The organism is Streptomyces sp. NPDC087300 (assembly GCF_044744425.1).
GTDB lineage: Bacteria > Actinomycetota > Actinomycetes > Streptomycetales > Streptomycetaceae > Streptomyces.
Genome location: NZ_JBIUYI010000009.1, coordinates 263898 through 290088, shown reverse-complemented (window position 1 = coordinate 290088; position 26191 = coordinate 263898). Strand labels below are relative to the sequence as shown.

General features: G+C 72.8%; 23 protein-coding genes, 1 pseudogene and 1 riboswitch. Of the genes and pseudogenes, 17 read left to right on the top strand and 7 right to left on the bottom strand.

Annotated elements, in window-relative coordinates; all coding sequences use genetic code 11:
- The first annotated feature begins 121 nt into the window (after positions 1 to 121).
- Complete coding sequence (locus tag ACIO9J_RS34405; protein WP_402008204.1) at positions 122 to 535, top strand: VOC family protein; 414 nt, start codon at positions 122 to 124, stop codon at positions 533 to 535.
- Between the two features lie 30 nt (positions 536 to 565).
- Here ACIO9J_RS34405 and ACIO9J_RS34400 read toward each other — a convergent pair whose 3' ends face one another.
- From ACIO9J_RS34400 to ACIO9J_RS34390, 3 genes are all read right to left on the bottom strand, one after another.
- On the bottom strand, positions 566 to 2026 hold the full coding sequence (locus ACIO9J_RS34400; RefSeq protein WP_402008202.1) for a hypothetical protein: 1461 nt from the start codon (positions 2024 to 2026) through the stop codon (positions 566 to 568).
- Between the two features lie 112 nt (positions 2027 to 2138).
- The gene (locus ACIO9J_RS34395) at positions 2139 to 3278 is read right to left on the bottom strand and encodes an alpha/beta hydrolase (RefSeq protein ID WP_402008200.1); all 1140 of its coding nucleotides are present in this window, start codon (positions 3276 to 3278) and stop codon (positions 2139 to 2141) included.
- A gap of 79 nt (positions 3279 to 3357) precedes the next feature.
- Positions 3358 to 4065 (bottom strand): class II aldolase/adducin family protein, encoded by a 708-nt coding sequence (locus tag ACIO9J_RS34390; protein WP_402008198.1) that lies wholly within the window; start codon positions 4063 to 4065, stop codon positions 3358 to 3360.
- Between the two features lie 175 nt (positions 4066 to 4240).
- Between ACIO9J_RS34390 and ACIO9J_RS34385 the strand changes: the two genes are divergently transcribed.
- The 8 genes from ACIO9J_RS34385 to ACIO9J_RS34350 all read left to right on the top strand — a co-directional run bounded on the left by ACIO9J_RS34385 (position 4241) and on the right by ACIO9J_RS34350 (position 13650).
- Positions 4241 to 4981 carry a lysozyme gene (locus ACIO9J_RS34385; protein WP_402008196.1) on the top strand — a complete coding sequence of 247 codons (741 nt, stop codon included), beginning with the start codon at positions 4241 to 4243 and terminating at the stop codon, positions 4979 to 4981.
- A 202-nt stretch (positions 4982 to 5183) separates the two neighbouring features.
- Entirely contained in the window at positions 5184 to 6476 is a 1293-nt protein-coding gene (locus tag ACIO9J_RS34380; protein ID WP_402008194.1) for an anion permease, read from the top strand.
- A 12-nt stretch (positions 6477 to 6488) separates the two neighbouring features.
- Positions 6489 to 6713 carry a hypothetical protein gene (locus ACIO9J_RS34375; protein ID WP_402008192.1) on the top strand — a complete coding sequence of 75 codons (225 nt, stop codon included), beginning with the start codon at positions 6489 to 6491 and terminating at the stop codon, positions 6711 to 6713.
- 156 nt (positions 6714 to 6869) lie between these two features.
- Positions 6870 to 6943, top strand: a riboswitch (cobalamin riboswitch).
- Between the two features lie 130 nt (positions 6944 to 7073).
- Positions 7074 to 8021, top strand: a complete 948-nt coding sequence (locus ACIO9J_RS34370) for a cobalamin biosynthesis protein (RefSeq protein WP_402008190.1) — start codon at positions 7074 to 7076, stop codon at positions 8019 to 8021.
- The gene (locus ACIO9J_RS34365; protein ID WP_402008188.1) at positions 8018 to 9526 is read left to right on the top strand and encodes a cobyric acid synthase; all 1509 of its coding nucleotides are present in this window, start codon (positions 8018 to 8020) and stop codon (positions 9524 to 9526) included. Before ACIO9J_RS34370 ends, ACIO9J_RS34365 begins: the two co-directional genes overlap by 4 nt.
- Before the next feature lie 70 nt (positions 9527 to 9596).
- Positions 9597 to 11672: a putative cobaltochelatase gene (locus ACIO9J_RS34360; RefSeq protein ID WP_402008186.1), complete on the top strand. Its 2076-nt coding sequence runs from the start codon at positions 9597 to 9599 to the stop codon at positions 11670 to 11672.
- Positions 11672 to 12280, top strand: a complete 609-nt coding sequence (gene cobO, locus ACIO9J_RS34355; RefSeq protein WP_402008184.1) for a cob(I)yrinic acid a,c-diamide adenosyltransferase — start codon at positions 11672 to 11674, stop codon at positions 12278 to 12280. The genes ACIO9J_RS34360 and cobO overlap by 1 nt, the downstream gene beginning before the upstream one ends.
- Positions 12274 to 13650: a cobyrinate a,c-diamide synthase gene (locus tag ACIO9J_RS34350; RefSeq protein WP_402008182.1), complete on the top strand. Its 1377-nt coding sequence runs from the start codon at positions 12274 to 12276 to the stop codon at positions 13648 to 13650. Before cobO ends, ACIO9J_RS34350 begins: the two co-directional genes overlap by 7 nt.
- A gap of 23 nt (positions 13651 to 13673) precedes the next feature.
- On the opposite strand, the gene ACIO9J_RS34345 is transcribed toward ACIO9J_RS34350, so the two are convergent.
- Positions 13674 to 14405 carry a ZIP family metal transporter gene (locus ACIO9J_RS34345; RefSeq protein WP_402008180.1) on the bottom strand — a complete coding sequence of 244 codons (732 nt, stop codon included), beginning with the start codon at positions 14403 to 14405 and terminating at the stop codon, positions 13674 to 13676.
- Between the two features lie 78 nt (positions 14406 to 14483).
- On the opposite strand from ACIO9J_RS34345, the gene cobC reads away from it, so the two are divergent.
- Positions 14484 to 16088 (top strand): Rv2231c family pyridoxal phosphate-dependent protein CobC, encoded by a 1605-nt coding sequence (gene cobC, locus ACIO9J_RS34340; RefSeq protein ID WP_402008178.1) that lies wholly within the window; start codon positions 14484 to 14486, stop codon positions 16086 to 16088.
- A 479-nt stretch (positions 16089 to 16567) separates the two neighbouring features.
- Here cobC and ACIO9J_RS34335 read toward each other — a convergent pair whose 3' ends face one another.
- Both ACIO9J_RS34335 and ACIO9J_RS34330 read right to left on the bottom strand, forming a co-directional pair.
- Positions 16568 to 17500, bottom strand: coding sequence for an SCO1860 family LAETG-anchored protein (locus tag ACIO9J_RS34335; RefSeq protein WP_402008176.1), 933 nt, complete (start codon positions 17498 to 17500; stop codon positions 16568 to 16570).
- A gap of 325 nt (positions 17501 to 17825) precedes the next feature.
- Positions 17826 to 18923 carry an amidohydrolase family protein gene (locus ACIO9J_RS34330; protein WP_402008174.1) on the bottom strand — a complete coding sequence of 366 codons (1098 nt, stop codon included), beginning with the start codon at positions 18921 to 18923 and terminating at the stop codon, positions 17826 to 17828.
- A gap of 88 nt (positions 18924 to 19011) precedes the next feature.
- On the opposite strand from ACIO9J_RS34330, the gene ACIO9J_RS34325 reads away from it, so the two are divergent.
- The 6 genes and pseudogenes from ACIO9J_RS34325 to thpD all read left to right on the top strand — a co-directional run bounded on the left by ACIO9J_RS34325 (position 19012) and on the right by thpD (position 24160).
- Entirely contained in the window at positions 19012 to 20112 is a 1101-nt protein-coding gene (locus ACIO9J_RS34325) for a pyridoxal-phosphate-dependent aminotransferase family protein (RefSeq protein ID WP_402008355.1), read from the top strand.
- A 249-nt stretch (positions 20113 to 20361) separates the two neighbouring features.
- Positions 20362 to 20436 (top strand): annotated as a pseudogene (locus ACIO9J_RS34320) (DUF664 domain-containing protein); the annotation flags it as partial.
- Positions 20437 to 20810: 374 nt separating this feature from the next.
- Positions 20811 to 21362 carry a diaminobutyrate acetyltransferase gene (ectA, locus tag ACIO9J_RS34315; protein ID WP_402008172.1) on the top strand — a complete coding sequence of 184 codons (552 nt, stop codon included), beginning with the start codon at positions 20811 to 20813 and terminating at the stop codon, positions 21360 to 21362.
- A 107-nt stretch (positions 21363 to 21469) separates the two neighbouring features.
- Positions 21470 to 22741, top strand: coding sequence for a diaminobutyrate--2-oxoglutarate transaminase (gene ectB / locus ACIO9J_RS34310; protein ID WP_402008170.1), 1272 nt, complete (start codon positions 21470 to 21472; stop codon positions 22739 to 22741).
- Between the two features lie 50 nt (positions 22742 to 22791).
- A complete protein-coding gene (locus ACIO9J_RS34305; protein ID WP_402008168.1) occupies positions 22792 to 23196 on the top strand; it encodes an ectoine synthase in 405 nt (134 codons plus the stop codon).
- Between the two features lie 64 nt (positions 23197 to 23260).
- On the top strand, positions 23261 to 24160 hold the full coding sequence (gene thpD / locus ACIO9J_RS34300; protein ID WP_402008166.1) for an ectoine hydroxylase: 900 nt from the start codon (positions 23261 to 23263) through the stop codon (positions 24158 to 24160).
- 85 nt (positions 24161 to 24245) lie between these two features.
- On the opposite strand, the gene ACIO9J_RS34295 is transcribed toward thpD, so the two are convergent.
- Positions 24246 to 25307 (bottom strand): alkene reductase, encoded by a 1062-nt coding sequence (locus tag ACIO9J_RS34295; RefSeq protein WP_402008162.1) that lies wholly within the window; start codon positions 25305 to 25307, stop codon positions 24246 to 24248.
- A gap of 149 nt (positions 25308 to 25456) precedes the next feature.
- Between ACIO9J_RS34295 and ACIO9J_RS34290 the strand changes: the two genes are divergently transcribed.
- Positions 25457 to 25957: a MarR family winged helix-turn-helix transcriptional regulator gene (locus ACIO9J_RS34290; protein WP_402008160.1), complete on the top strand. Its 501-nt coding sequence runs from the start codon at positions 25457 to 25459 to the stop codon at positions 25955 to 25957.
- The last annotated feature ends 234 nt before the right edge of the window (positions 25958 to 26191 follow it).

The window sequence follows — 26191 nt, the reverse complement described above, 5'->3', positions numbered from 1 at the left end:
GCCGGGCGGCAGGGGGTGGGGGGCCCGGCCCGGTCGGCTCGGGCAGGGCGTTGTCAGTGCCGGGTGCCAGACTGTGAAGAGATGTGAAGCAGATCACTTTTCATGGATCGGAGCGATCGGCATGGCAGGCGACGACAGCGGGCGGCCGAGCATCTTCCCCACACTGCTGTACGCGGACGCGAAGGCCGCGATCCAGCAGCTGACGGAGGCGTTCGGCTTCACCGAGGCGAGTGTGTACGAGGGCGAGGACGGCAGCGTCATGCACGCCGAACTGACGTATGGGAACGGCGCGGTGATGCTCGGCTCCAAGGGCCGGGGCGGTCTCTTCGACCAAACCATGAAGGACGCGGGACCGTGCGGCGTGTACATCGTGGTGGACGACGTCGACGCCCACCACCAGCGGGCCAAGGAGCACGGCGTGGAGATCCTGATGCCCCCGACCGACCAGGACTACGGCTCCCGGGACTACATGGCGCGGGACGCCGAGGGCAACGTGTGGAGCTTCGGGACGTACGCCCCCGAGACGCGGGCCTGAGGACGCGAGCGGCGCCCCCGGGTCCGTCGGTCACTCCCCGCCGGTGTGCACCTGGAAGGCCGCGCGGCGCACGGCCTTGGCGAGCGCCGGGTCCGGATGGGCCGCGGCGAGCGCGACCAGGACCTGGACGGTGCGGGGGTGGCCCGCCCTGCGCACCTCTTCGAGGAGGGCGGGCACGGTGGGCTGGACCGCCGACTCCAGGTGGCGGACGAGGACCTGGGCCTCCCCGTGGTCGGCCACGGCCGCCGCGGTGTCGATCCACAGCCAGGTGGACTCCTCGCGGCTCAGCACGAGGTGGACGTCCTCGGGGTCGGCGCCCTCCTGCTCGGCGAGCCAGAGCAGGGCGTAGGGGCGCAGCGACGCCTCGTCGAGGACGGTCCTGACCTCGGCCTCGGCCGGGGCGCCGACCACTCGCAGCGCCTCGAAGGCCAGACCGCGCAGCAGGGCATCCTCGCCGCGGGCCGCGGTGAGCAGGTCGGTGACGGCGCTGCCGACGGTGCGGGCCGCGAGCCAGGCGCGGTACTCGGCGCGCGCCGCGTTGGGGCGCAGCCGCGCGCAGCCGCGCAGCATCTCCTCGGCGGACTGCTCGATGTGCCCGGCGGGGCTCTGTGCCGCGACGCAGATCTGTTCCAGCTTGACCCAGACCGCCCAGCTGCCGAGCGGCGTGAGCGTGGCCTGGCCTTCGGCGTAGGTCAGCGCGCCGACGGTGGCGAGGCCGCACAGGGCCCAGTCGAGCAGGGCGGGCAGCGGCGCGTTCTCGGGGCAGCCGGCCGGGACGGGCTCGGGCTGCGGCCCGTAGGGGATCTCGCAGCGCTCGGTGCGCAGTTCCGTGACGCGCTGGTCCAGCAGGTCGAGGAGCTGCGGCACGGGGACGGGCCCGGCCGAGAGCTGGAGGAAGGAGAGCACCTGCGGCATGGCCTCGACGACCTCGGCGACCGCCGCGGGGGCGAGGGCCGGGGGCGCGGGGTGGGCCAGCGACCAGGCGTCGAAGAGGGCGACCCAGCCGCGCAGCACGGCCGTGTCGTCGCGGTTCCAGGCGCGCAGCCGCCAGCCGGGTCGGGCGCTGTCGCCGTGCACCTCGATGAGGCCCGCGAGGCGTGCGGTGTCCCAGTCGGCGCGGACCTGATCGGTGGTCAGTCCCAGTTCGGCGGCGGCCCGTTCGGCGGTGGCGTCGGAGAGGGTGCCGGTGCCGGTGCCGTCGGGGGCGGATCCGGAGCGGCGGGGGCCCGGACGCAGCGCCGCGTCGGCCCAGCGCGCGACCCGGACGGCGGCGGCGAGGCCCGCCCTGGCCGCCCTGGCCAGCTCCGCGGGTGCGGGCGTGCCCTCGGGGGGCCGGGGCGCGGGACGGCGCGCGCGGCGGTCGCTCACCGCGCCCGGGGCGGCGGAAAGGGGGCGCGATGTGTCGCGCGGGGCCTCTCCTCGCGTCTCGGCCCTCGGGTGGGGAGCGCGGACGAGTCGGAGCCTGGAGTCGCGCGGGGTACGGGACGTCACGGGAGCAGTCTTCCTGTTGACGGTCCGAAAACCCAAACGGAATGGCGACGGAGGCGTTCGGGAGGCGGTCTCGAACGGTCGGTTCAGGAGGGTCGAACGGTCAGATACACGGTCACATCAAAGGAGTGAGGAAGCGGCGCAGCGCCTCTTCGTAACCGGCCGGGTCTGCGTTCCACATGGCGCCGTGCGGCGCGTCGTGCACGGTGTGCAACGTGACCAGCTCCGGGCGCTGTTGGGCGAGGCGGCGGGAGAGGCCCCAGGGCGCGACGACGTCGTCGGGGCCGTGCACGAGGAGGGTGGGCACCTTGAGCACCTCGGGGTCGGCCGCCTCCAGGATGCGGTCGCCGCGCAGACCGGTGCGTCCCTGGGCCGCTCGGACCGCAAGCGGAAGGAGCGGTCCCGGGGTGCGGCGGGCGGCGGCGAGCGCGCGCAGGGTGGTCTCCCAGTTGAGTACGGGTGAGTCGAGGACCAGTCCGCTGACGCGCTCGCGCAGCGCCGAGTGGGCGGCGGCGTGCAGGGCCATGGCCGCCCCGGTGGACCAGCCGAGCAGCACGACGCGCTCGGCGCCGTAGCGCACGGCGTAGCGGATGGCGGCGTCCAGGTCGCGCCACTCCGTCTCGCCGAGGTGGCCGAGGCCGTCCGGCGAGCGGGGCGCGCCGAGGTCGCCGCGGTAGGCGAGGGCGAGCACGGGGAAGCGCTGGCGGTGCAGGAAGTCCATGAGGACCATGGAGTGCTCGCGGGTGGTGCCGAGGCCGTGCACGGCGATGACCCAGGTGTCGCGGGCGCCCGGCACGAACCAGGCGGGCAGCCCGCCGAGTTCGCCGGGGATGTCGACGTCCGCGTGGTCGATGCCCAGGGCCGCGCTCGGGTCGCCGATGTGGACCTGCGGGGTGAGCCAGACCTTCGCACCGGGTTCCAGGGTGCCGTGGGTGACGGCTTCGAGGCGGCGTACGACGGTGTCCGCCGCGTGCGGGGCCGATTCGAGGACGGGCCCGACGATCGCGTGCGTGCCGTCGCCGCCGAGCCCGTAGGTGCCGGGGCGCAGGCTCGCCAGGGCGCGGGTCAGGGTGATCTGGCCCGCGGCCGTGGCGTGCACGGTCAGGCGTGGCTCCGTCGGCAGGGGGCGGCCCGCCGGGGCCTTGAGGGCGGCGTCGCTCGCGTACCGGCCCGCCGCGACTGCGGCCGCGCCGAGGGCTGCGGTGACTCCGGTGGCTACGGTGACGGCTGCTGCCGTGGCTTTGGCTGGGCGCACGGCTCCAGTGTCCGGGGGCGGAGCGCGGGGGGCCAGTGGGCGGTGCCCGCCGGGTGATCCCGCGACGCGGGGGCGCGGGTCAGGGGCGCCGCTGTCCGTACCCCCGGAGCCGCTCCTCCGCTTCACGTAGCTGGACCGGGGACAAGAGTGTGGGGGTGCGGCCCGGCAGCGCGCTGGCGGTGAGCCAGAGGCGGGACATCCATTCCAGTTGCGCCGTGCGGTCGTACGCCTGGGAGAGGGAGTCTCCGTATGTGACCGTTCCGTGGTTCCGCAGGAGGCATCCCGTGCGGCCGCGCAGGGCGTGCAGCATGTTCTCGGCCAACTCCTCCGTTCCGTACAGGGCGTACGGAGCGACCCGTACGGGGCCGCCGAGGATGCCCGTCATGTAGTGGACGGCGGGGAGTTCGGGCACGAGCATCGAGACGGCCGTGGCGTGCACGGCGTGGGTGTGGACGACGGCCCCCGCGTCGGTCTCGCGGTAGATCGCGAGGTGCATGGGCAGTTCGCTGGTGGGCTTGAGGTCGCCGAACAGCTGCCGGCCCTCGACGTCGACGCCGACCGCGTCGCCGGGCGTGAGCCGGTCGTAGGGCACGCCGCTCGGGGTGACCAGGATCGTGCCCCCGACGCGTACGGAGACGTTGCCCGACGTGCCGACGACCAGGCCGTCCGTCACGGTCCTGCGGGCGGCGTCCACCAGCTCGTCCCAGGCCCGTTCGACGGCCACCCGGCCGGTGTCCCCCGCGTCGGCCGCCGTGTCCCGCGCCGCGTCGTGTCGTTGCTCAGTCATGCGGTGATCCTGCCAGCGGGACGGCGCTCACCATAGGGCGGAACCCGGGCGTCCGTAAGGCCGTACCGGGGCGAAATCCCCCTCCGACCACCATTGGCTTGCCAGGGACGGACGCCGGATGACCTTCCAGTACCCTCTGGGAGATTTGTCGTGTACGTCGCCATCTGGGGGAAATATGGCTCGTGATCACACACTCTCCCGTCGCCGCGCCCGGCTCGTCGCGGCGTCCGTGACGCTGCTCGCCCTCGCGGGCACCGCCTTCGCGGGGGTTCCGGTTTCGGCGGCGGGCAAACCGCGGGGGCACGACGTGTCCTCGCACCAGAAGAACGTGGACTGGCAGCAGGCCAGGAGCAAGGGCGCGCGGTTCGTCTACGTGAAGGCGACCGAGTCGCACACCTACCGCAACCCCTACTTCGCCCAGCAGTACGACGGCTCGCGCGCCGCGGGCCTGCTCCGCGGGGCGTACCACTTCGCGGTGCCCGACAAGTCGTCCGGAGCGGCCCAGGCCAGGTTCTTCATGGACAACGGCGGGCGCTGGCGCGCGGACGGCCGGACGCTGCCGCCCGCGCTGGACATCGAGCACAACCCGTACGGCAAGCGGAAGTGCTACGGCCTGAGCAAGGCCGGGACGGTGCGCTGGATCCAGGCCTTCAGCGACGAGGTGAAGCGGGGAACCGGACGCCGTCCGGTGATCTACACGACCGCCAAGTGGTGGAACGACTGCACGGGCGGCAGCGGGGCCTTCGCGGCGAACCACGCCCTGTGGCTCGCGCACTGGTCGTCGTCGGCCGGGGCGCTGCCCAGGGGCTGGGAGTACTGGACGTTCTGGCAGTACGACAACAGCGGCGGGCTGCCGGGTGATCAGAATCTCTTCAACGGCTCGACGAGCCGCCTGGAGCAGTTCGCCAGGGGGTAGCCGAAGCACCCCGGAAGCCGACACTCCGCCCAGATTCCGGGCCTCGCGCCGTCACTCCGTACGATCTTCGTCAGACACCTGGCGGAGACGGGGTGGCGGCGCTCCGTTTCGGGTCACCGCACCGCCCGTCCCAGTTCACTTTCCGTTCACCCAGGTTGCCTACGTTCCACATGCCACTGACGTCCAACAGAAGCCTGGGTAAATGGAACACATCACGCTTCTCCTCGGGATCGTGATCGTTACCGCTCTCGTGTTCGATTTCACGAACGGTTTCCACGACACTGCCAACGCGATGGCGACGACCATCTCGACCGGCGCTCTCAAGCCCAAGACGGCGGTGGCCATGTCCGCCGTGCTCAACCTCGTCGGCGCCTTCCTCTCCGTCGAAGTCGCCAAGACGATCTCCGGCGGCATCGTCAACGAGGACGGCCTCAAGACAGAGGTCATCTTCGCCGCGCTCGTCGGCGCGATTCTCTGGAACCTCCTGACGTGGCTGGTGGGCCTGCCCTCCAGCTCCTCCCACGCCCTGTTCGGCGGCCTCATCGGCGCCGCGGTCATGTCGATGGGCTGGTCGTCGATCAACGGCGGCACCGTCGTCACCAAGATCCTGATCCCGGCGCTCGCCGCGCCGCTCGTGGCGGGCATCGCCGCGATGCTGGCCACCCGCCTGACGTACCGGATCGGCCGCGACACCGACACCAAGGCCACCGCGAAGGGCTACCGCGTGGGCCAGATCGCCTCCGCCGGCCTCGTCTCGCTGGCGCACGGCACCAACGACGCGCAGAAGACCATGGGCATCATCACGCTCGCCCTGGTCACCGGCGGTGTCCTCAACCCCGGCGCGAACCCCCCGATGTGGGTCATCGTCTCGGCCGGTGTGGCCATCGCCCTCGGCACCTACCTCGGTGGCTGGCGCATCATCCGCACCATGGGCAAGGGCCTCACCGACCTCCAGCCGCAGCAGGGCTTCGCCGCCCAGACCAGCGCCGCGACGGTCATCCTGGCCTCCTCGCACCTGGGCTTCTCGCTCTCCACCACCCAGTCCTGCTCCGGCGCCGTGATGGGCGCGGGCCTCGGCCGCAAGGGCGGCGTGGTCCGCTGGTCGACCGCGACCCGGATGTTCGTCGCGTGGGGTCTGACCCTGCCGGCCGCCGGTCTGGTCGGCGCGGGCGCCGAGTTCCTCACCAAGCAGGGCCCCTGGGGCATCGCGGCCACCGCCGCGATCCTGATCGGCGGCTCGGCCGTGATCTGGGTCCTCTCGCGGCGCGACGCGATCGACCACACCAACGTCACCGACGACGAGATCGGCGCCGCCAAGGACGCCGAGCCCGCGGGTGTCGTGACCACCGCGATCGCCGCGGTCTCCCCGCCCCCGGTGGGCACCGCGGCCGCCTCCGGCGCCTCCTCCGAAGACCCGGTCAAGGCCACCGTCTCGGCCCCGACCACGACCACGACCGGCGCCATGGCGGACCCCGCCAGGCCCGCGACGGTGTAAGGACAGATCAGCATGAGCATCGACTGGGCAGCTCTCGGCTCCGTGTTCGGAGTCAGCCTCGGGGTGACGGTCGCCCTGGTGGGCCTGTTCACCCTCGGCATCGTCGGCCTCTCCAAGCAGGAGACGGCGGCCGCGTCCGGCGGCGGCTCCGCGGCGATGGCCCGCACCGGCGCGTACGCCTGCTTCGCGCTGTGCGCGGCGGCCGTGGCGTACGGGATCTATCTGATCGTCGCCTGACGACCGGAGTTCTCCGGTGGGGCGCGGGGCGTGCGAGCGCCCCGCGCCCCACCGTCGTATGTGGAGCTCCGCACATACTCCCGCCGCAGGTCAACGGCGAGTTGACGGGCGTTCGCGGGGCGTGGTGGACTGCCGGGGCCAACTACGGCGGCAGGTGAGGAAGCCGGTGCGAATCCGGCGCGGTCCCGCCACTGTCATCGGGGAGAGACCTCCCCGCAAGCCAGGAACTCGCGCCGCCGCAGCACGTCGAACCAGGGCGCGGACACCCTGAGTGAGGACATATCGCCATGCGCGGCCGCCCGTTGCCGGTTCCCCTTCCGAGTACGAGTCACCTCCTCGGCACGGCGACCGGCTGACCCCGTGAGTGCCGATCGCGACTTCGCGTACGGCGCCGCCGCCGGCCTCGTCGGCGACCTGCTGCTCGGCGATCCCCGCCGGGGCCATCCGGTCGCCGCCTTCGGGCGGGCGGCGGGTGCCGTCGAGCGGGTCCTGTGGCGCGACCACCGCGGGTGGGGCGCGCTGCACGCCGTGGTGTGCGCCGGTGGCGCTGCGGGCGCCGCCGCCCTCGCCGCCGGTCTCGTCCGCCGCTCCCCCGCGGCAAGCGCCGGATCCGTCGCGCTGACCGCCGCCGCGACCTGGGCCGTGGTCGGCGGCACGACGCTCGGCCGTGAGGCGCGGGCCGTCGGCGGCGCCCTGGAGGCCGGTGACATCGAGGTCGCGCGGGAGCGGCTGCCCCATCTGTGCGGACGCGATCCGCAGGCCCTGGACGCCGACGGGATCGCGCGGGCCGTGGTGGAGTCCGTCGCGGAGAACACCTCCGACGCCGTGGTGGGGGCGCTGGTGTGGGGAGCCCTCGGCGGGGTGCCGGGGCTCGTCGGGTTCCGCGCCGTCAACACGCTGGACGCCATGGTGGGCCACAAGTCGCCCCGGTACCGCCGCTACGGCTGGGCCTCCGCGCGGCTCGACGACGTCATGGGCTGGCCGGGGGCCCGCCTTACCGCCGTCCTCGCGGCCCTCGCGGGCGACTCGCCGCGCGGCGCGCTGCGGGCCTGGCGCACGGACGCCGCGAAGCATCCCAGTCCCAACGCGGGGCCCGTCGAGGCGTCGTTCGCCGGGGCGTTGGGCGTACGGCTCGGTGGGACGCTCTCGTACGCGGGGCGGGTCGAGCACCGGCCCGTCCTGAACACCGAAGGGCGTGCCGTACGGGTCGGGGACATCGAGCGGGCCGTGCGGCTGTCCCGACGGGTGAGCTGGCTGGCGCTGGGGGTCGCGGTGGCGGCCGCCCGGCGGAAACGGAGAGACGCATGAGCGGCGGGCTGCTGGTCGCGGGCACCACATCGGACGCGGGCAAGAGCGTCGTCACCGCGGGGATCTGCCGCTGGCTGACGCGCAAGGGCGTGTCCGTCGCGCCCTTCAAGGCACAGAACATGTCCCTCAACTCCTTCGTCACGCACGAGGGCGCCGAGATCGGCCGGGCGCAGGCCATGCAGGCGCAGGCCGCCCGGGTGGAGCCGAGCGCGCTGATGAACCCGGTGCTGCTCAAGCCCGGCAGCGACCGCTCCAGCCAGGTCGTCCTGATGGGCAAGCCGGTCGGCGAGATGAGCGCGCGCGGCTACCACGGGGGACGGCAGGCGGCGCTCCTCGACACCGTCGTGGGCTGCCTGGAGGAGCTCAGGTCCAGCTACGACGCGGTGATCTGCGAGGGCGCGGGCAGCCCCGCCGAGATCAATCTGCGCCGCACGGACATCGTGAACATGGGGATCGCGCGGGCCGCCCGGTTCCCCGTCCTGGTGGTCGGCGACATCGACAGGGGCGGGGTCTTCGCGTCCTTCTTCGGGACGACGGCGCTGCTGAGCGCCGCCGACCAGGAGCTGGTCGCGGGCTACCTGGTGAACAAGTTCCGCGGCGACGTCTCGCTGCTCGAACCCGGGCTCGACATGCTGCACGGGCTCACCGGACGGCGTACGTACGGTGTGCTGCCCTTCCAGCACGGCCTCGGCATCGACGAGGAGGACGGCCTGCGGGTCTCGCTGCGCGGCGCCGTCCGGGAGTCCGTCGTCGCGCCGCCGCTCGGCGACGACGTGCTGCGGGTCGCCGTCTGCGCGGTGCCGCTGATGTCCAACTTCACGGACGTGGACGCGCTGGCCGCCGAGCCGGGTGTCGTCGTGCGGTTCGTGGACCGTGCCGAGGAACTCGTCGACGCCGACCTCGTGGTCGTACCCGGCACCCGCGGCACCGTGCGCGCCCTGGAGTGGCTGCGCGAGCGGGGGCTCGCCGCCGCGCTGGCCCGCCGGGCCGCCGAGGGCCGCCCCGTGCTCGGGATCTGCGGCGGCTTCCAGGTGCTCGGTGAACACATCGAGGACGAGGTGGAGTCGCGGGCGGGCGCCGTGGACGGGCTCGGACTGCTGCCCGTACGGGTGCGGTTCGCCCGCGAGAAGACCCTGGCGCGGCCGGTGGGCGAGGCGCTCGGGGAGCGCGTCGAGGGATACGAGATCCACCATGGCGTGGCCGAGGTCCTGGGCGGGGAACCCTTCCTGGACGGCTGCCGGGTCGGCGAGGTGTGGGGCACGCACTGGCACGGGTCGCTGGAGAGCGACGCGTTCCGGCGCGGGTTCCTGACCGAGGTGGCGCGCGCCGCCGGGCGGCGCTTCGTGCCCGCGCCCGACACCAGCTTCGGCGCGCTGCGCGAGGAGCAGCTCGACCTGCTCGGCGATCTGATCGAAGAACACGCGGACACGGACGCCCTGTTGGGCCTGATCGAGAACGGTGCGCCGGCCGGGCTGCCGTTCATCGCGCCGGGAGCGCCGTCGTGACGGCGGCCCGCACCGGCGCCGCCGTGACGGCGCACGGACCGCACCACCCCGCACGCACCAAGGAGGCCCTGTGAGTACCCCGTATCCGTTCACCGCCCTCGTCGGGCAGGACGACCTGCGGCTCGCGCTGTTGCTGAACGCCGTGTCGCCCGCCGTCGGCGGCGTCCTCGTACGGGGTGAGAAGGGCACCGCCAAGTCCACCGCCGTGCGCGCGCTCTCGGCGCTCCTCCCCGAGGTGCCGGTCGTCGCGGGCTGCCGCTTCTCGTGCGATCCCACGGCCGCCGACCCGAACTGCCCGGACGGCCCGCACGAGGCGGGCGGCGCCACCGCGCGGCCCGCGCGGATGGTCGAACTGCCCGTCGGCGCCTCCGAGGACCGCCTGGTCGGCGCCCTCGACATCGAGCGGGCGCTCGCCGAGGGCGTCAAGGCCTTCGAGCCCGGACTGCTCGCCGACGCGCACCGCGGCATCCTCTACGTCGACGAGGTCAACCTCCTCCACGACCACCTGGTCGACCTGCTCCTGGACGCCGCCGCGATGGGCGCCTCGTACGTGGAGCGCGAGGGCGTCTCCGTACGGCACGCGGCGCGGTTCCTGCTCGTCGGCACCATGAATCCCGAAGAGGGCGAGCTGCGGCCGCAGTTGCTCGACCGGTTCGGTCTCACCGTCGAGGTGGCCGCGTCCCGCGAGACCGACCAGCGCGTCGAGGTCGTGCGGCGCAGGCTCGCCTACGACGACGACCCCGAGGGCTTCGCGGGGCGCTGGCACGCGGACGAGGGCGCGCTGCGCGAGCGGGTCGTGGCCGCGCGTGCGCTGCTCCCCCGAGTGACGCTGGGCGACGGGGCGTTGCGGCAGATCGCGGCGACCTGCGCGGCGTTCGAGGTGGACGGGATGCGCGCGGACATCGTGATGGCGCGCACCGCGACGGCGCTCGCCGCATGGGCGGGCCGCACCGACGTGCAGAGCGAGGACGTGCGCCAGGCGGCGCTGCTCGCGCTGCCGCACCGCAGGCGCCGCAACCCCTTCGACGCGCCGGGCCTCGACGAGGACAAGCTCGACGAGACGCTGGAGGAGGCCCGCGAGGACGAGGAGCCCGAGCCTCCCGAGGGCGACGACGACCCCGAGGGCGGCGGTCCCGGCGGGGGCGGCCCCGGCGGCGGTCCTGACGGCGGCGGGCAGCCTCCGTCCGACGGCCCCGAATCCCCCGAACTGCCGTCCCAGAACCAGGGATCCGACGCCGACCAGGCCCCGCCCCCGCAGGAGCCCGCGCCCGCGCCGGGCGCGCCGTCCGGCGCGGGCGAGCAGCAGCCCGTACGCGCGGCCGAGCCGTTCCGCACGAAGATGCTGAGCGTGCCCGGCATCGGCGAGGGCGCGGCGGGCCGCCGCTCACGCGCGCGCACCGAACACGGCCGTACGACGGGTTCGCGGCGCCCCCGCGGCGCCCTGACCAAGCTGCACCTGGCGGCGACCGTGCAGGCGGCCGCGCCGCACCAGAGGGCGCGCGGCCGCTCCGGCACCGGACTCGTCGTACGCCGTGACGATCTGCGGCAGGCCACGCGGGAGGGGCGCGAGGGCAATCTCGTGCTGTTCGTCGTGGACGCCTCCGGGTCGATGGCGGCGCGGCAGCGGATGAGCGCCGTCAAGGGCGCCGTGCTCTCCCTCCTCCTCGACGCCTACCAGCGGCGCGACAAGGTGGGGCTCGTGACGTTCCGTGGCACGGACGCCGAGGTGGCGCTGCCGCCGACGTCGTCGGTGGACGCGGCGGCCGCCCGGCTCGAATCGCTGCCGACCGGCGGCCGCACCCCGCTGGCCGCAGGGCTGTTGAAGGCGCACGACGTGCTGCGCGTGGAGCGGCTGCGGGACGCCGCGCGGCGTCCGCTCGTGGTCCTGGTGACGGACGGCAGGGCGACCGGCGGTGTCGAGCCGGTGGCCCAGGCGGGGCGCGCGGCCCGGCTGTTCGCGGCCGACGGGGTCGCCTCGGTGGTCGTCGACTGCGAGTCGGGCTACGTACGCCTGGGCCTCGCGGCCCAGTTGGCGGGCGAGCTCGGCGGCACCGCCGTCACTCTCGACGAGCTGCGGGCGGACTCGATCGCCGGTCTCGTCAAGGACGTACAGGGAATGAACTCGCCTTCGAGGAGGGCCGCTTAATGCCGCAGGGACAGCCGAGCGTCGTACCGGACGACGGGCTCACGACGCGGCAGCGCCGCAACCGCCCGCTCGTCTTCGTCCACACGGGCATCGGCAAGGGCAAGTCGACCGCCGCATTCGGGCTCGCGCTGCGCGCCTGGAATCAGGGGTGGCCGATCGGCGTCTTCCAGTTCGTGAAGTCGGCGAAGTGGAAGGTCGGCGAGGAGAACGCGCTGAAGGTCCTCGGAGCCTCCGGCGAGGGCGGCACGGTCGACTGGCACAAGATGGGCGAGGGCTGGTCGTGGATCCAACGCGCCCCCGCCGAGGGCGAGTCGACCAACGAGGACAAGGCGCGCGAGGGCTGGGAGCAGGTCAAGCGCGACCTCGCGGCCGAGACGTACAAGCTCTACGTCCTGGACGAGTTCGCCTACCCGATGCACTGGGGCTGGATCGACCCCGAGGAGGTCGTGGAGGTCCTCAGGAACCGCCCCGGCACCCAGCACGTCGTCATCACCGGCCGCAACGCCCCGCGGCAGCTGATCGACTTCGCCGACCTGGTGACCGACATGTCCAAGGTCAAGCACCCGATGGACGCGGGCCAGAAGGGCCAGAGGGGCATCGAGTGGTAGCTCGCCTCGTCATCGCGGCGCCGTCGTCGGGCAGCGGCAAGACGACCGTCGCGACGGGCCTGATGGCCGCGTTCGCCGCGGCCGGGCTGGCCGTGTCCCCGCACAAGGTCGGGCCCGACTACATCGACCCCGGCTACCACGCGCTCGCCACCGGGCGGCCGGGCCGCAACCTCGACGCGTACTTGTGCGGGCCCGACCTGGTCGCGCCGCTCTTCGCGCACGGGGCGGCCGGGTGCGACATCGCCGTGGTCGAGGGCGTGATGGGGATGTACGACGGGGCCGCGGGACAGGGCGAACTCGCCTCCACCGCGCATGTCGCCAAGCTCCTGCGGGCGCCGGTCGTGCTGGTCGTCGACGCGTCGTCGCAGTCGCGGTCCGTGGCGGCGCTCGTGCACGGGTTCGCGTCCTGGGACCCGGAGGTGCGGGTCGCGGGAGTCATCCTCAACAAGGTCGGCTCGGACCGGCACGAGGCGCTGCTGCGGGAGGCGTTGGAGGAGTCCGGGGTGCCGGTTCTCGGCGCTCTGCGCCGCGCTTCCCAAGTGCGGTCCCCCTCGCGGCACTTGGGACTCGTGCCGGTCGCCGAGCGGCGGGCGGACGCGGTGGAGTCGGTCGCGGCGTTGGCCTCGCGGGTGCGGGACGGGTGCGACCTTGGCGCTCTTCTTGCGCTTGGTCGGTCGGCGCCTTCCCTGCCGGGGGGCGCCTGGTCGCCGGGGTCGGTGTCGTCACCGGCTTCGCCGAGTTCGTCCTCAAACGCCGGACGGGCTGGACATCGCCCCCTCGTCGCCGTTGCCGGTGGGGCCGCGTTCACCTTCTCGTATGCCGAGCATGCCGAGTTGCTTGCCGCTGCCGGAGCGGACGTCGTGGCGTTCGATCCCCTGCATGACGAGCAACTGCCGGACGGGACCGCCGGGTTGGTGATCGGGGGTGGGTTCCCCGAGGTGTACGCGCCCGAGTTGTCCGCCAACGAGCCGCTCAGGAAGGCCGTCGCCGAGCTGGCGTTCTCGGGGGCGCCGGTCGCCGCCGAGTGCGCGGGGCTGCTGTATCTCGCCCGCGATCTCGACGGGAAGCCGATGTGCGGGGTGCTCGACGCCGAGGCGCGGATGTCGGAGCGGCTGACGCTCGGGTACCGGGAGGCGGTCGCCGTGTCGGACAGCGTGCTCGCGGTGGCGGGGACGCGGATGCGGGGGCACGAGTTCCATCGCACGGTCGTGGCGCCGGGGGCAAGGGCGACGCCCGCCTGGGGCCTGCACCAGCCGGAGCGGCGCGTCGAGGGCTTCGTGCAGGCCAACGTGCACGCCAGCTATGTGCACACGCACTGGGCCGCGGAGCCGGGCATCGCGCGCCGGTTCGTCGAACGATGCGCACCGTGACCGTACGAAGCGGTCCGCGCGCCTCAGCCCGCGAGGCCCACCACGAGCCAGATGAACGCCGCGCCCGCCACCGTGCACAGCAGGGTGGAGCGGGCCGGGTGGTCGTGGTGCGCCTCGGGCAGGATCTCGGCGGCCGCCAGGTACAGCAGCGCGCCGCCGAAGAAGCCGAGATAGCCGCCGAGCAGTTGCTCCGGAATGGTGAACAGGAGCGTCGACGCGGCGCCCACCACCGGGGCCGCCGCGTCCGCGAACAGCATCGCGAGGGCCTTGCGGCGGGCGTTCCCGTACAGGCTGGTGATCGTGTACGTGTTGAAGCCGTCCGCGAAGTCATGGGCGATGACGGCCAGCGCCACGGCCACGCCCATGCCGCCGCCGACCTGGAAGGCCGCGCCGATCGCGACGCCGTCCATGACGCTGTGCCCGACCATCGCGGCGGCCGCCGTGAGCCCCACCTCGGGGACGCGGCCCCCCGCGTGCTCGTCGGCGCCGTGCGCCGCGTGGCGGCCCGCGAGCAGGTGTTCCACCAGATGGGCGACGAGGAAGCCCGCCACGAACAGGAGCAGGGCCGCGGGGACGCCGAACACGGGCCCGCCCGCGGCCTCCAGCGCCTCCGGCAGCAGGTCGAGCCCGACCACCCCGAGCATCAGGCCACCCGCGAGGCCCAGGACGAGGTGCCGCCGGTCGGTGACCCGCTGGGCCGTCCAGCCGCCCACCAGCGTCATGAGGAAGGCGCCGAGCGCCACGAACACCGCCATGGCCCCTTGCTAACCGATTGACCCACCACGGCGCACATCCGCCGCCGCCGTTCCGCCCCTCGTACGAAAGGACCACTCATGGCCGACGCCGAGCTGGCCGCCGACCCGGCGCCCGTGCCCGCGCGGGCCGCCCTCGTCGTCGGCGTGGGCGCCTGCGAGGACGCCGCCGCCGATGAGGTGCTCGGGCTGGTCCTGGACGCCGTACGGGACGCGGGGCTCTCTCCGGAGGCCGTGGTGGAACTGGCGACGGTCGACGTGAAGGCCACCGAGCCGGGGATCGTCGCCGCGGCGGCGCGGCTCGGGGTGCCGCTCGTGGCGTACCCGGCGGCGGAGCTGGCCCGGGTGCCGGTCCCCCACCCGACCGCGAGGTCCCGCGCGGCCGTCGGCACGCCGTCCGTCGCGGAGGCGGCGGCGCTGCGGGCCGGCGGCGAACTCCTCGTACCCAAAAGGAAGTCGGCGCCGCACGGGCGTCCCGCGATGGCGACCTGCGCGATCGCGAGCCGTCCCGGCGCGCCGCCGCCGCCCGTCAGCACGGAGGCTTCGGAGCCGATGCACCACACGACACCGTCCCCCGCCCCTGATGCCAGCGTCCCTGATGCTGGCGTCCCTGATGCCGGCGGCCCTGATACCGGCGGCCCTGATCTGCGGCACCACGGGGACGCGGAGGTACGTGACGGCGGCGCGGGCCTCACCGATCTGGCGGTCAACGTGCGGGCGGGCACGCCCCCGGCCTGGCTGAAGGAGCACATCCACGCGTCGCTCGACGGCCTCGCCGCCTATCCGGACGGGCGGGCGGCGCGGCAGGCGGTGGCGGAGCGGCACGGGGTGACGGCGGACCGGGTGCTGCTCACCTCCGGGGCGGCGGAGGCGTTCGTGCTCGTCGCGCGCGGGCTGAAGGTCCGTCACCCCTACGTCGTGCACCCGCAGTTCACCGAGCCGGAGGCCGCGCTGCGGGACGCGGGGCACGAGGTGGGGCGGGTGCTGCTGCGGGAGGCGGACGGGTTCGGGCTCGACGGGTCGGCGGTGCCGGAGGAAGCCGACCTCGTGGTCGTCGGCAATCCGACCAACCCGACGTCCGTGCTGCACCCCGCGGCGGCCGTCGCCGGGCTCGCGCGGCCCGGCAGGTACCTGGTGGTGGACGAGGCGTTCATGGACGCGGTGCCCGGCGAACGCGAGGCGCTCGCGGGCCGCACCGACGTGCCCGGCCTCGTCGTGCTGCGCAGCCTCACCAAGACGTGGGGGCTCGCGGGGCTGCGGATCGGCTACGTACTGGCGGCGCCGGAGACGATCGCGGCGCTGGAGCAGGCGCAGCCGCTGTGGCCGGTGTCGACTCCCGCGCTGGCGGCGGCGCGGGCGTGCGTGTCGCCTCGGGCGCTCGCGGAGGCGGGGCACGCGGCGCACCGGGTGGCTTCGGACCGGGCCCATCTCCTCGCCGGTCTCGCGGAGTTGGCGCCTGTGGGGGTGCGGGTGGTGGAGCCCGCGGAGGGGCCTTTCGTCCTCGTACGGGTGCCGGGGGCGGCGGTGGTCCGTGAGCGGCTCCGTGGGGCGGGGTTCGCGGTGCGGCGCGGCGACACGTTTCCTGGCCTGGGGCCCGACTGGATCCGCCTCGCCGTCCGCGACCGCACCACCTCCACGAACTTCCTCACGGCCCTGACCAACACTCTGCACGGCCCGCCCCTGTAGGAACCTCTCCCCCTGCCCCGGTTCTCGCCCCTCGGCACCGTGGTGCCGTGCCCACCCGTGCCGCCCCAGCGGCACGTTGGGCGGGTGGGGGAGGCGGCGGACCTCTTCATCCAGTTTCAGCGACACAGACGCCCACGGGCCCTAGAGGCTGCCCAGCCCCCACCGGGCCGCAGCCGCGAGCACACCTCGCGGCACCGGGGGCCCGGCGGCGGAACCCCCACCGGCCCGCGGTCGCGCAACCGTCCCGAGGGGACGTGGGGGTATGTGCGCACGGAGCACAAGTGGCCACCGAGGCAAGGAAGCAAGCCCATTGGCTCTTGCCCCGGGATAGCGAGCACGTACATACCCCCACGGCCCCGCCCCCGAGACGAACCCCGCGCACCCGCCCACCCGGACCCGCACCCGCCCACACGGCCCAGCCCCAAGACAACCCCCGCACACCCGCCCCGGCCCGCGCCCAGCGCCCGCACCCAGCGAGGTCAGCTCCGCCTGCGCCGCGCCAGCGTCACCGCCCCCGCGCCCGCCGTCAGCAACGCCACCGCCCCGCCCGCGACGTACGGCGTCATCGAGTTGCCGCCCGTCTCCGCCAGGTTCGCCTCCTCCTTCGGTGCCGTCTTCGACTCCACCGGCTCCGCCGACCCCTGCGGCTCCGTCCCCGTCTCCTCGCGCGGGGGCGCCGTCGGCGACTCGCAGCCGGCCCCCGCCAGCGTCACGGTCCCCTCCACCTCCGCCACGTTCAGCTTCAGCGGATTCACCGACACCTTGAGCTGCAACGCCGTCGCCGCCGCCGTACGCGACGTCGTGTTCGTCTTCGACAGGTCAAGGCGCACCTCCCCCACCCCGGGCACCTTCACCTCGGTCGGCCCCGAAGCGGTCAGCGTGATCCGCTTGCCGAGGACCGTCACGCCGCCCAGCAGGTTCGCCTCGGCGACGGGCCGCTTCCCCGCCTCGCAGACCGCCTTCGAGGTGACCTGGTCGACCTCGATGAGGGAGAGCAAGGGCAGTCCGGGCACATGCACCTTGGCCCGCGCCACATTGCTGTAGCCCTCCGCCCGCGCCCCCTTCACCGTGGCTCGCGCCGTCGCCACGTCCGCGCGCAGCACGCTGAACGGCTGCCCGCCCTCGACCCCGTCGAGGCGCGCGGTCAGCGCGGTCTTCTCGGCGCTGGCCGGAGCCTGGACCTCGTTCAGGGCGACCTTGAGCGGGACGTTCACGGTCTTGTTGAGCAGGGAGACGTCGAGCCCTGTCCGCAGCACGACGGCGTTCGCGTGCCCGCCGCGCGCCCCGTCGCCGCCCCCGGTCGCCTGCGCGGATCCGGCGCCGACGAGGGCCGCGGGACCGGCGGCGAGGGCGGTGGTGATCGCGACGACGGAGAGGCGGCGCGCGGGCATGCGGAACGTGTTGCTGTTCAAAGTGGTGGAACCCCCACAAGAGAAACGGAGCCACCGGCGGCGCACGCCACATGGGGACATCACGTGCGCACCGAGAGGCGTCGCCCTCTCCAGAACGAGGGGCGACGCGGGAATCTTTACGCACTCAGAGTGAACGGTCAGCAACCTGGCGTGAGTTCACTCCAACGGGAGGTTTCCGACCCTGTTTTCGATTCGGGAGGCACGGGCGTTCCCTCGTACCCCTTGAACAACACCCTTGCCGGGCAGGGGAATCACCGGACGAGGAACATCAACGACGTACGCCGCGTCGGCGTAACGCCCGGTCAACACCGCGCACCGCCCGCCCTCACGACACCACGCGCCCGTTCAGCACCACCCTCCGCGGCGCGGCAAGCACCCGCACGTCCGCCCGCGGATCCGCCTCGTACACCACGAGGTCCGCCGGCGCACCCTCCACGAGTCCGGGGCGCCCCAGCCACTCCCGCGCGCCCCACGTCGTCGCGGAGAGCGCGTCGACCGCGGGGATGCCCGCGAGGGTCAGTTCGGCGACCTCGGCGGCGACCAGGCCGTGGGCGAGGGAGCCGCCCGCGTCGGTGCCCGCGAAGACCGGGACCCCGGCGTCGTACGCGGCGCGGACCGTGTCGTAGCGGCGGTCGTAGAGCCGGCGCATGTGGTCGGACCAGCGGGGGAACTTGGCCTCGCCGCCCGCGGCGAGATCCGGGAACGTGGCGATGTTGACCAGCGTCGGGACGATGGCGACGCCGCGCTCGGCGAAGAGCGGGATGGTGTCCTCGGTGAGCCCCGTGGCGTGCTCGACGCAGTCGATGCCCGCCTCCACCAGGTCGCGCAGGGCGTCCTCGGCGAAGCAGTGCGCGGTGACGCGGGCGCCGAGCCGGTGGGCCTCGGCGATCGCCGCCTCCACCGCGCCGCGGGGCCAGCAGGCCGTCAGGTCGCCGGCGTCCCGGTCGATCCAGTCGCCGACGAGCTTGACCCAGCCGTCGCCGCGCCGCGCCTCCTGGGCGACGTAGGCGACCAGGTCGTCGGGCTCGATCTCGTGGGCGTAGTTGCGGATGTAGCGCCGGGTGCGCGCGATGTGCCGGCCCGCCCGGATGATCTTCGGGAGGTCCTCGCGGTCGTCGATCCAGCGGGTGTCGGACGGGGAGCCCGCGTCGCGGATCAGCAGGGTGCCGATCTCCCGGTCCGTCAGGGCCTGCTTCTCGGCCGTGGCGGCGTCCACCGGGCCGTGGGTGTCCAGACCGACGTGGCAGTGCGCGTCGACCAGGCCGGGCAGGGCCCAGCCCTCGACGGTGCGGACGTCGCCCGCCGCCGCGCCGGCGGGGCGGTCGTACGTCACCCGGCCGCCCACCACCCACAGTTCGTCCCGTACGTCGTCGGGCCCTACGAGCACCCGCCCCTTCACGTGCAACACCGCGTGATCGCTCATGAACAGCAGCCTAAAAGGCGGCCGGTACGCTCGGTACCGCAGCCCGAACGAACTCGTGAGCGAAGTGAGCAGTGACGTGAGCAGTACTGTGACGCACCCCTTTCTGGACCTGGCGCCGCTGAGCGCCCAGCACTTCGCCGCCATCGAAGCGCGGGTGGCGGGGCTGCTCGCCACCGAGCAGGACGTCGTGATCATGCAGGGCGAGGCCCTGCTGCCCCTGGAGGGGTGCATCAGGGGCGCCGCGCGGCCCGGCACGACGGCACTGAACGTGATCACGGGTCCTTACGGCCAGACGTTCGGGAACTGGCTGCGGGACTGCGGCGCGACGGTGATCGACCTCGCGGTGCCGTTCCACACGGCGGTCACCGCGGAGCAGGTGCGCCAGGCGTTCGCCGAGCACCCGGAGATCGACTTCGTCTCGCTGGTGCACGCCGAGGCGGCGACCGGCAACACCAATCCGGTCGCGGAGATCGGCGCGGTCGTGCGCGAGCACGGCGCGCTGTTCATGCTGGACGCGGTCGCCTCGGTGGCCGCCGAGCCGCTGCTTCCCGACGCGTGGGGCGTGGACCTGTGCGTGATCGGCGCGCAGAAGGCCATGGGCGGGCCCGCGGGCGTCTCCGCGGTGTCGGTCAGCGAGCGGGCCTGGCAGCGCATCGCCGCCAACCCGCAGGCGCCGCGCCGCTCCTACCTCTCCCTCCTGGACTGGAAGGAGCGCTGGATCGACGGCGGCAGGAAGGCGCTGCTGCACGCGCCCGCGCAGCTGGAGATGCTGGCCCTCGAAGCGTGCGTGGAGCGCATCGAGACGGAGGGCCTGGACGCGCTGATGGCACGGCACGCCACCGCCGCGGCCGCCACCCGCGCGGGGGCGCTCGCGCTGGGCGGGGGCCTTGAGCCCTACGTGTACGAGGCGGAGGACGCGGCCCCCGTCGCCACCACGCTGCGCGCGCCCTCGGGCGTCGACGCCGCCGAGCTGGTGGCCAGGGCGCTCGCCGCGGACCCGGTGCTTCCGCTGGTCGCCGGTGGCGGGGCGCTCGCCAAGGAGATGATCCGCGTCAACCACTACGGCCCCGACGCGACGCGCGGCGTCGTCCACGCCTCGCTCGCGGCACTCGGCGCGGCGATGACGGAGTCGGGCCGCACGGTCGACCTGGAGGCGGCTCGCCGCGCGGTGACGGACGCCTGGCGCTAGGCCGGGGCGGGCCCGCCACCGACAGCGGGCCCCCGACCAGGGACGCACCGAGGCGGCGGGCCCGAAAGGCCACGTGCCGAGCCGGCGGGCCCCGACAGGGGCGCGGGGAACCGCGCGCCAAGCCACGACGCACCCACGGCCGCCCCCGTTCGGGCTCGTGCAGCACCTCGCCGAGGTGGAAAGGAACCGGAGCGGCCGCCCGGCGGCTTCGCCCTGGACAGGACCAGGACGTTCGCCGAGGCACTCGCGATTGAGGAGTACGCCCGGCACAACGGCCACGCCGATCTCCTCAGGGAGCGGGTCGACGGAGTCACCGGAGCGTGAATCCGTTCCTCCGGTCATCCGTATCCCCCGCACCTTCCATATGAATTCCTACCGGCACCCTCTGGGCGTTCTAACGAATTATTTATAAATCCGAGAAGCACAGCTTCCCGTATTCTTCTGCCCGCTTTCCGGGGGCCTAAACACTAAGATTTCAACAGCACAAACCGTCGCAATTCGGACCCACTCCGCGACAGTTGTGGATCTGTGACGCACTCCACATCACGTCCATTTTGTGCACTATCTCCTGGGCAAATCACCATAAAGAGCCGGGATCTCATGCGGGCGCGCACCCCCGCGTGATAACACAACGACCGCTCTCGCGTAACCCCTTCCCCCGATGCAATTAAAGAAATTGCTCGGTAAATTCAATCCGCATGACCGCTGCACAAGCCGATCTACCGACCGACCTGCGAGCGAAATTCCTGAAAATGCCCGAGGGGCTGCGACTCGAGAGTCCCGCGGTCGCCGACGGCGCCGCGATCTGGCGGATCGCCCGCGACTCCAAGGTGCTCGACCTCAACTCCTCGTACAGCTATCTGCTGTGGTGCCGTGACTTCGCGGCCACGTCCGTCGTGGCCAGGGACGACCACGGGGAGGTGGCCGGATTCATCACCGGCTACATCCGGCCCGAGCACCCGGAGACCCTGCTGGTCTGGCAGGTGGCCGTCGACCACGACCAGCGCGGTCGCGGTCTGGCGGGCGCCCTGCTCGACGGGCTGACCAGGAAGGTCGCCGCGGGCCACCCGCTGCGCACCGTCGAGACGACGATCGCGCCCTCGAACACCGCGTCCGAGCGGCTCTTCCTCTCCTACGCGCGTCGGCACGGCACGTCGGTCGCCCGCGAGGTCCTGTTCGACGCGGGGATCTTCCCCGACGAAGGACACGAGCCCGAGGTGCTGTACCGCATCGGTCCACTCGACTTCTGAGCTTCCCCCAGGCTCCCCCGGCACGGATCGCCGTGCCCGCCGTACCAGAGACACCCGTAACTCCCCCCCCCACCTCCCACGCCTTTCCATCTCCCAGGAGATCTGCTGTGACCATCACCCAGCCCGACCTGAGCGTCTTCGAGACCCTGGAGTCGGAGGTGCGCAGCTACTGCCGCGGTTGGCCTACGGTCTTCGACCGCGCGCAGGGCAGCCGCATGTACGACGAGGACGGCCACGAGTACCTCGACTTCTTCGCCGGTGCCGGTTCACTGAACTACGGCCACAACAACCCGGTCCTGAAACGCGCCCTGATCGACTACATCGAGCGCGACGGCGTCACGCACGGTCTCGACATGTCGACGACCGCGAAGCGCGCCTTCCTGGAGACGTTCCAGAACGTCATCCTGCGGCCGCGCGACCTGCCGTACAAGGTCATGTTCCCGGGCCCGACGGGCACCAACGCCGTGGAGTCGGCGCTGAAGCTGGCCCGCAAGGTCAAGGGCCGCGAGTCGATCGTGTCCTTCACCAACGCCTTCCACGGCATGTCGCTCGGCTCGCTCGCCGTGACCGGCAACGCGTTCAAGCGCGCGGGCGCCGGCATCCCCCTGGTGCACGGCACCCCGATGCCGTTCGACAACTACCTCGACGGCCAGACCCCCGACTTCATCTGGTTCGAGCGCCTCCTGGAGGACTCGGGCTCGGGCCTGAACACCCCCGCCGCCGTGATCGTCGAGACGGTCCAGGGCGAGGGCGGCATCAACGTGGCCCGCGCCGAGTGGCTGCGCAAGCTCGCCGACGTCTGCGAGCGCTGGGACATGCTGCTCATCGTCGACGACATCCAGATGGGCTGCGGCCGCACCGGTGCCTTCTTCTCCTTCGAGGAGGCGGGCATCACGCCGGACATCGTGACGGTGTCCAAGTCCATCAGCGGCTACGGCATGCCCATGTCGCTCTGCATGTTCAAGCCGGAGCTCGACGTCTGGGAGCCCGGCGAGCACAACGGCACGTTCCGCGGCAACAACCCCGCGTTCGTGACGGCCGCCGCCGCCCTGGAGACGTACTGGACCGACGGCGCCGCCATGGAGAAGCAGACCCTGGCCCGCGGTCAGCAGATCGAGGAGACGCTCAGCGCGCTGCGCGCCGAGTACCCCGACGACACCGTCGAGTACCGCGGCCGCGGCCTGGTCTGGGGCATCGAGTTCCGCGACAAGGACCGGGCGGGCAAGGTCGCCAAGCGCGCCTTCGAGCTCGGTCTGCTCATCGAGACCTCCGGCCCCGAGAGCGAGGTCGTCAAGCTGCTCCCGGCGCTGACGATCACGCCCGAGGAGCTGGACGAGGGTCTGCGGACGCTGGCTCGCGCCGTGCGCGAGACCGCTTGACAGCCGCCCGACCCGCACCGTACGACAGTTAAGAAAGCAGGCAACTCACCGTGATCGTCCGTTCGTTCAAGGACATTGAAGGCACCGACCGGCATGTGAAGGCCGCATCGGGCACCTGGGAGAGCAAGCGCATCGTCCTCGCCAAGGAGCGGGTGGGCTTCTCGGTCCACGAGACCATCCTGTACGCGGGTACGGAGACGTCGATGTGGTACGCGAACCACATCGAGGCCGTCGTCTGCACCAAGGGTGAGGCCGAGCTGACCGACGACACGACCGGCGAGAAGTACACGATCACGCCGGGCACCATGTACCTGCTCGACGGGCACGAGAAGCACACCATGCGGATCAAGGAAGACTTCCACTGCCTGTGCGTCTTCAACCCGCCCGTCACCGGCCGTGAGGACCACGACGAGAACGGCGTGTACCCGCTGCTCACGGAGCCGGACGCGGGCTGAGACCGGTTCGCCGGTCCGCTGACATCCCGAACAGGGCCGTACGAGAGGAGAGGCAGGCACCACCATGACCACCGCACCCGAACGCACCACCGACCTGTACCCGACGCGAGGCGCCGAAGAGGTGCTCATCGAACGCAAGGACCCCGTGGTGTGGTCCGAGCCGGGTGCCGAAGGGCCGATCGCGGCCGGGGATCTGGCGGGGTTCGAGCGGGACGGTTTCCTGGCGATCGACCAGTTGATCACCCCGGAAGAAGTGGGCGTGTACCACGCCGAGTTGGAGCGGCTCGTCAATGATCCCGCGATGCGCGAGGACGAGCGTTCCATCGTCGAGCCGCGCTCGCGGGAGATCCGCTCGCTCTTCGAGGTGCACCGGATCAGCGAGCTCTTCGCCAGGCTGGCGGCCGACCCGCGCGTGGTGGGCCGGGCCCGGCAGATCCTCGGCTCGGACGTGTACGTCCACCAGTCGCGGATCAACGTGAAGCCGGGCTTCGGTGCCTCCGGGTTCTACTGGCACTCGGACTTCGAGACCTGGCACGCGGAGGACGGCCTGGCGAACATGCGGACCGTCTCGGTGTCGATCGCGCTGACGAAGAACCACGACACCAACGGCGGCCTCATGATCATGCCGGGGTCGCACAAGACGTTCCTCGGCTGTGCGGGCGCGACGCCGGAGGACAACTACAAGCGGTCGCTGCAGATGCAGGACGCGGGCATCCCCTCGGACGGGACGCTGACGCACCTCGCGTCCGACCACGGCATCCGGCTCTTCACCGGCGAGGCCGGCTCGGCGACCTGGTTCGACTGCAACGCGATGCACGGTTCGGGGGACAACATCACCCCCTACCCGCGGTCGAACGTGTTCATCGTGTTCAACAGCGTGGAGAACACGGCGGTGGAGCCGTTCGCGGCTCCGGTACGACGGCCCGAGTTCATCGGCGCGCGGGACTTCACCCCGGTGAGGTAGCGCGCCGCGTACGCAGGTCGGCCCGGCACCAGAGGGACACTGGTGCCGGGCCGACCTGTGTTCCGCGGGCGTACGGCGGGCGGGACTACAGCGCCGGGTAGTCCGTGTAGCCCTTCTCGGTGCCGCCGTAGAAGGTCGTCTGGTCCGGCGTGTTGTACGGTCCCCCGGTCCGCAGGCGGGCGGGCAGGTCGGGGTTGGCGAGGAACAGCGCGCCGAAGGCGACCAGGTCGGCGGTGCCGTCCTCGACGAGGGCGAGCGCGTCATGGCTGGTGGGGCCCTCGGTCTGCGGGCTCAGGACCAGCGTGCCGCCGAACACCTCGCGCAGCCGTCGGGAGAGCTCCCGGACGTCTCCGACCTCCATGACGTGCAGGTACGCCAGGTCGAGCGCGGCCAGCTCCTTGGCGAGGGCGGTGTACGCCGGCTCCGGGTCCGGCTCGGAGATGTCGTTGAACGGGTTGCCGGGCGAGACCCGGAAGCCGGTGCGCTCGGCGCCGATCTCGGCGGTGACGGCCTTGGCCACCTCGACGGCGAAGCGGATGCGGTTCTCGACGGAGCCGCCCCATTCGTCGGTGCGCCGGTTGGAGCCGGGGGCGAGGAACTGGTGGATCAGATAGCCGTTGGCGCCGTGCAGCTCGACGCCGTCGAAGCCCGCGTCGATCGCGTTGCGCGCGGCGGCCGCGAAGTCGCCGACGGTGGCGCGGACTTCGGCCCCGGTCAGCTCGCGCGGGGTGACGAAGTCCTTGGGTCCTTCGGCCGTGAAGACCTGCCCCTTGGCGGCGACCGGCGAGGGCGCGACGTTCACGAGACCGTCGGGCAGCAGCACGGGGTGGCCGATGCGGCCCGCGTGCATGAGCTGGGCGAAGATCCGGCCACCCGCCGCGTGCACGGCGTCGGTGACCTTGCGCCAGCCGGCCACCTGCGCCGCGCTGTGCAGGCCCGGAGTGTCGGGATATCCCTGGCCGACCACGGAAGGCTGGGTGCCCTCGGTGACGATCAGGCCCGCGGAGGCGCGCTGGGCGTAGTACTCGGCGTTCAGATCCGTCGGCACACCGCCCTCACCGGCGCGGCTGCGGGTCATGGGGGCCATGGCGATGCGGTTGCCCAGGCGGCTGCCGGACAGGTCGATCGGGTCGAACGCGGTGGTCATCGGGACTCCCGGGCAGGCGATTATGTGGTCGGCCAAGTATCTGTACCGGATGCCACTGTAACCCATTCGTTGGCCGACCAAGGTAATCTTCTGGAAGAGTGTGGGGGACGTCCGGAAGACACCCCCGTGACCAGCAGCAGGAGCACGTGATGAAGGCCGACACCGCACCGTCCGCCACCGGCGGCGACCCCGTCTGTACCCCGTGCGCGCACGGGGTCGCGCAGGCGGGTCCCGTCAGCCTCGCCGTCAGCCGGGTGGCCCGGCTGCACCGTGCGGCCGCGGGCAAGCTGCTCAAGGGGCTCGGGCTCTACCCGGGGCAGGAGTTCGTGATGATGCACCTGTGGGAAGCGGGTGCGGTGCGGCAGTCCGAGCTCATCAGGGCGGTCGACCTCGACCCCTCGACGGTCACGAAGATGCTGCAGCGTCTGGAGCAGGCGGGGCATGTGCGGCGGCGGCCCGATCCGGCCGATCGGCGGGCGGTCCTCGTCGAGGCGACGGAGGCGAGTTGTGGGCTTCTTGCACAGGTGGAGGGGGCGTGGGGGCAGTTGGAGGAGCGGACGCTCGCGGGGCTCGATGGGTCGGAGCGGGCTGAGTTGACTCGGTTGTTGGGGAAGGTGGAGGTTGCGTTGGACTTGCCTGGGCGGGGTTGAGCGGGCCGGGGTTCTTGCCTCCGCCCCGTGGGTCTGGACCGGGCCTATGTGCGCAGTTCCCCGCGCCCCTTAACTGCCCCCTCTGCCTCCGCCCCGTGAGCCTGGACCGGGCCTGCGTGCGCAGTTCCCCGCGCCCCTTAACTGCTCCTCTGCCTCCGCCCCGTGAGCCTGGACCGGGCCTGCGTGCGCAGTTCCCCGCGCCCCTAAACTGCCCCCTCTGCCTCCGCCCCGTGA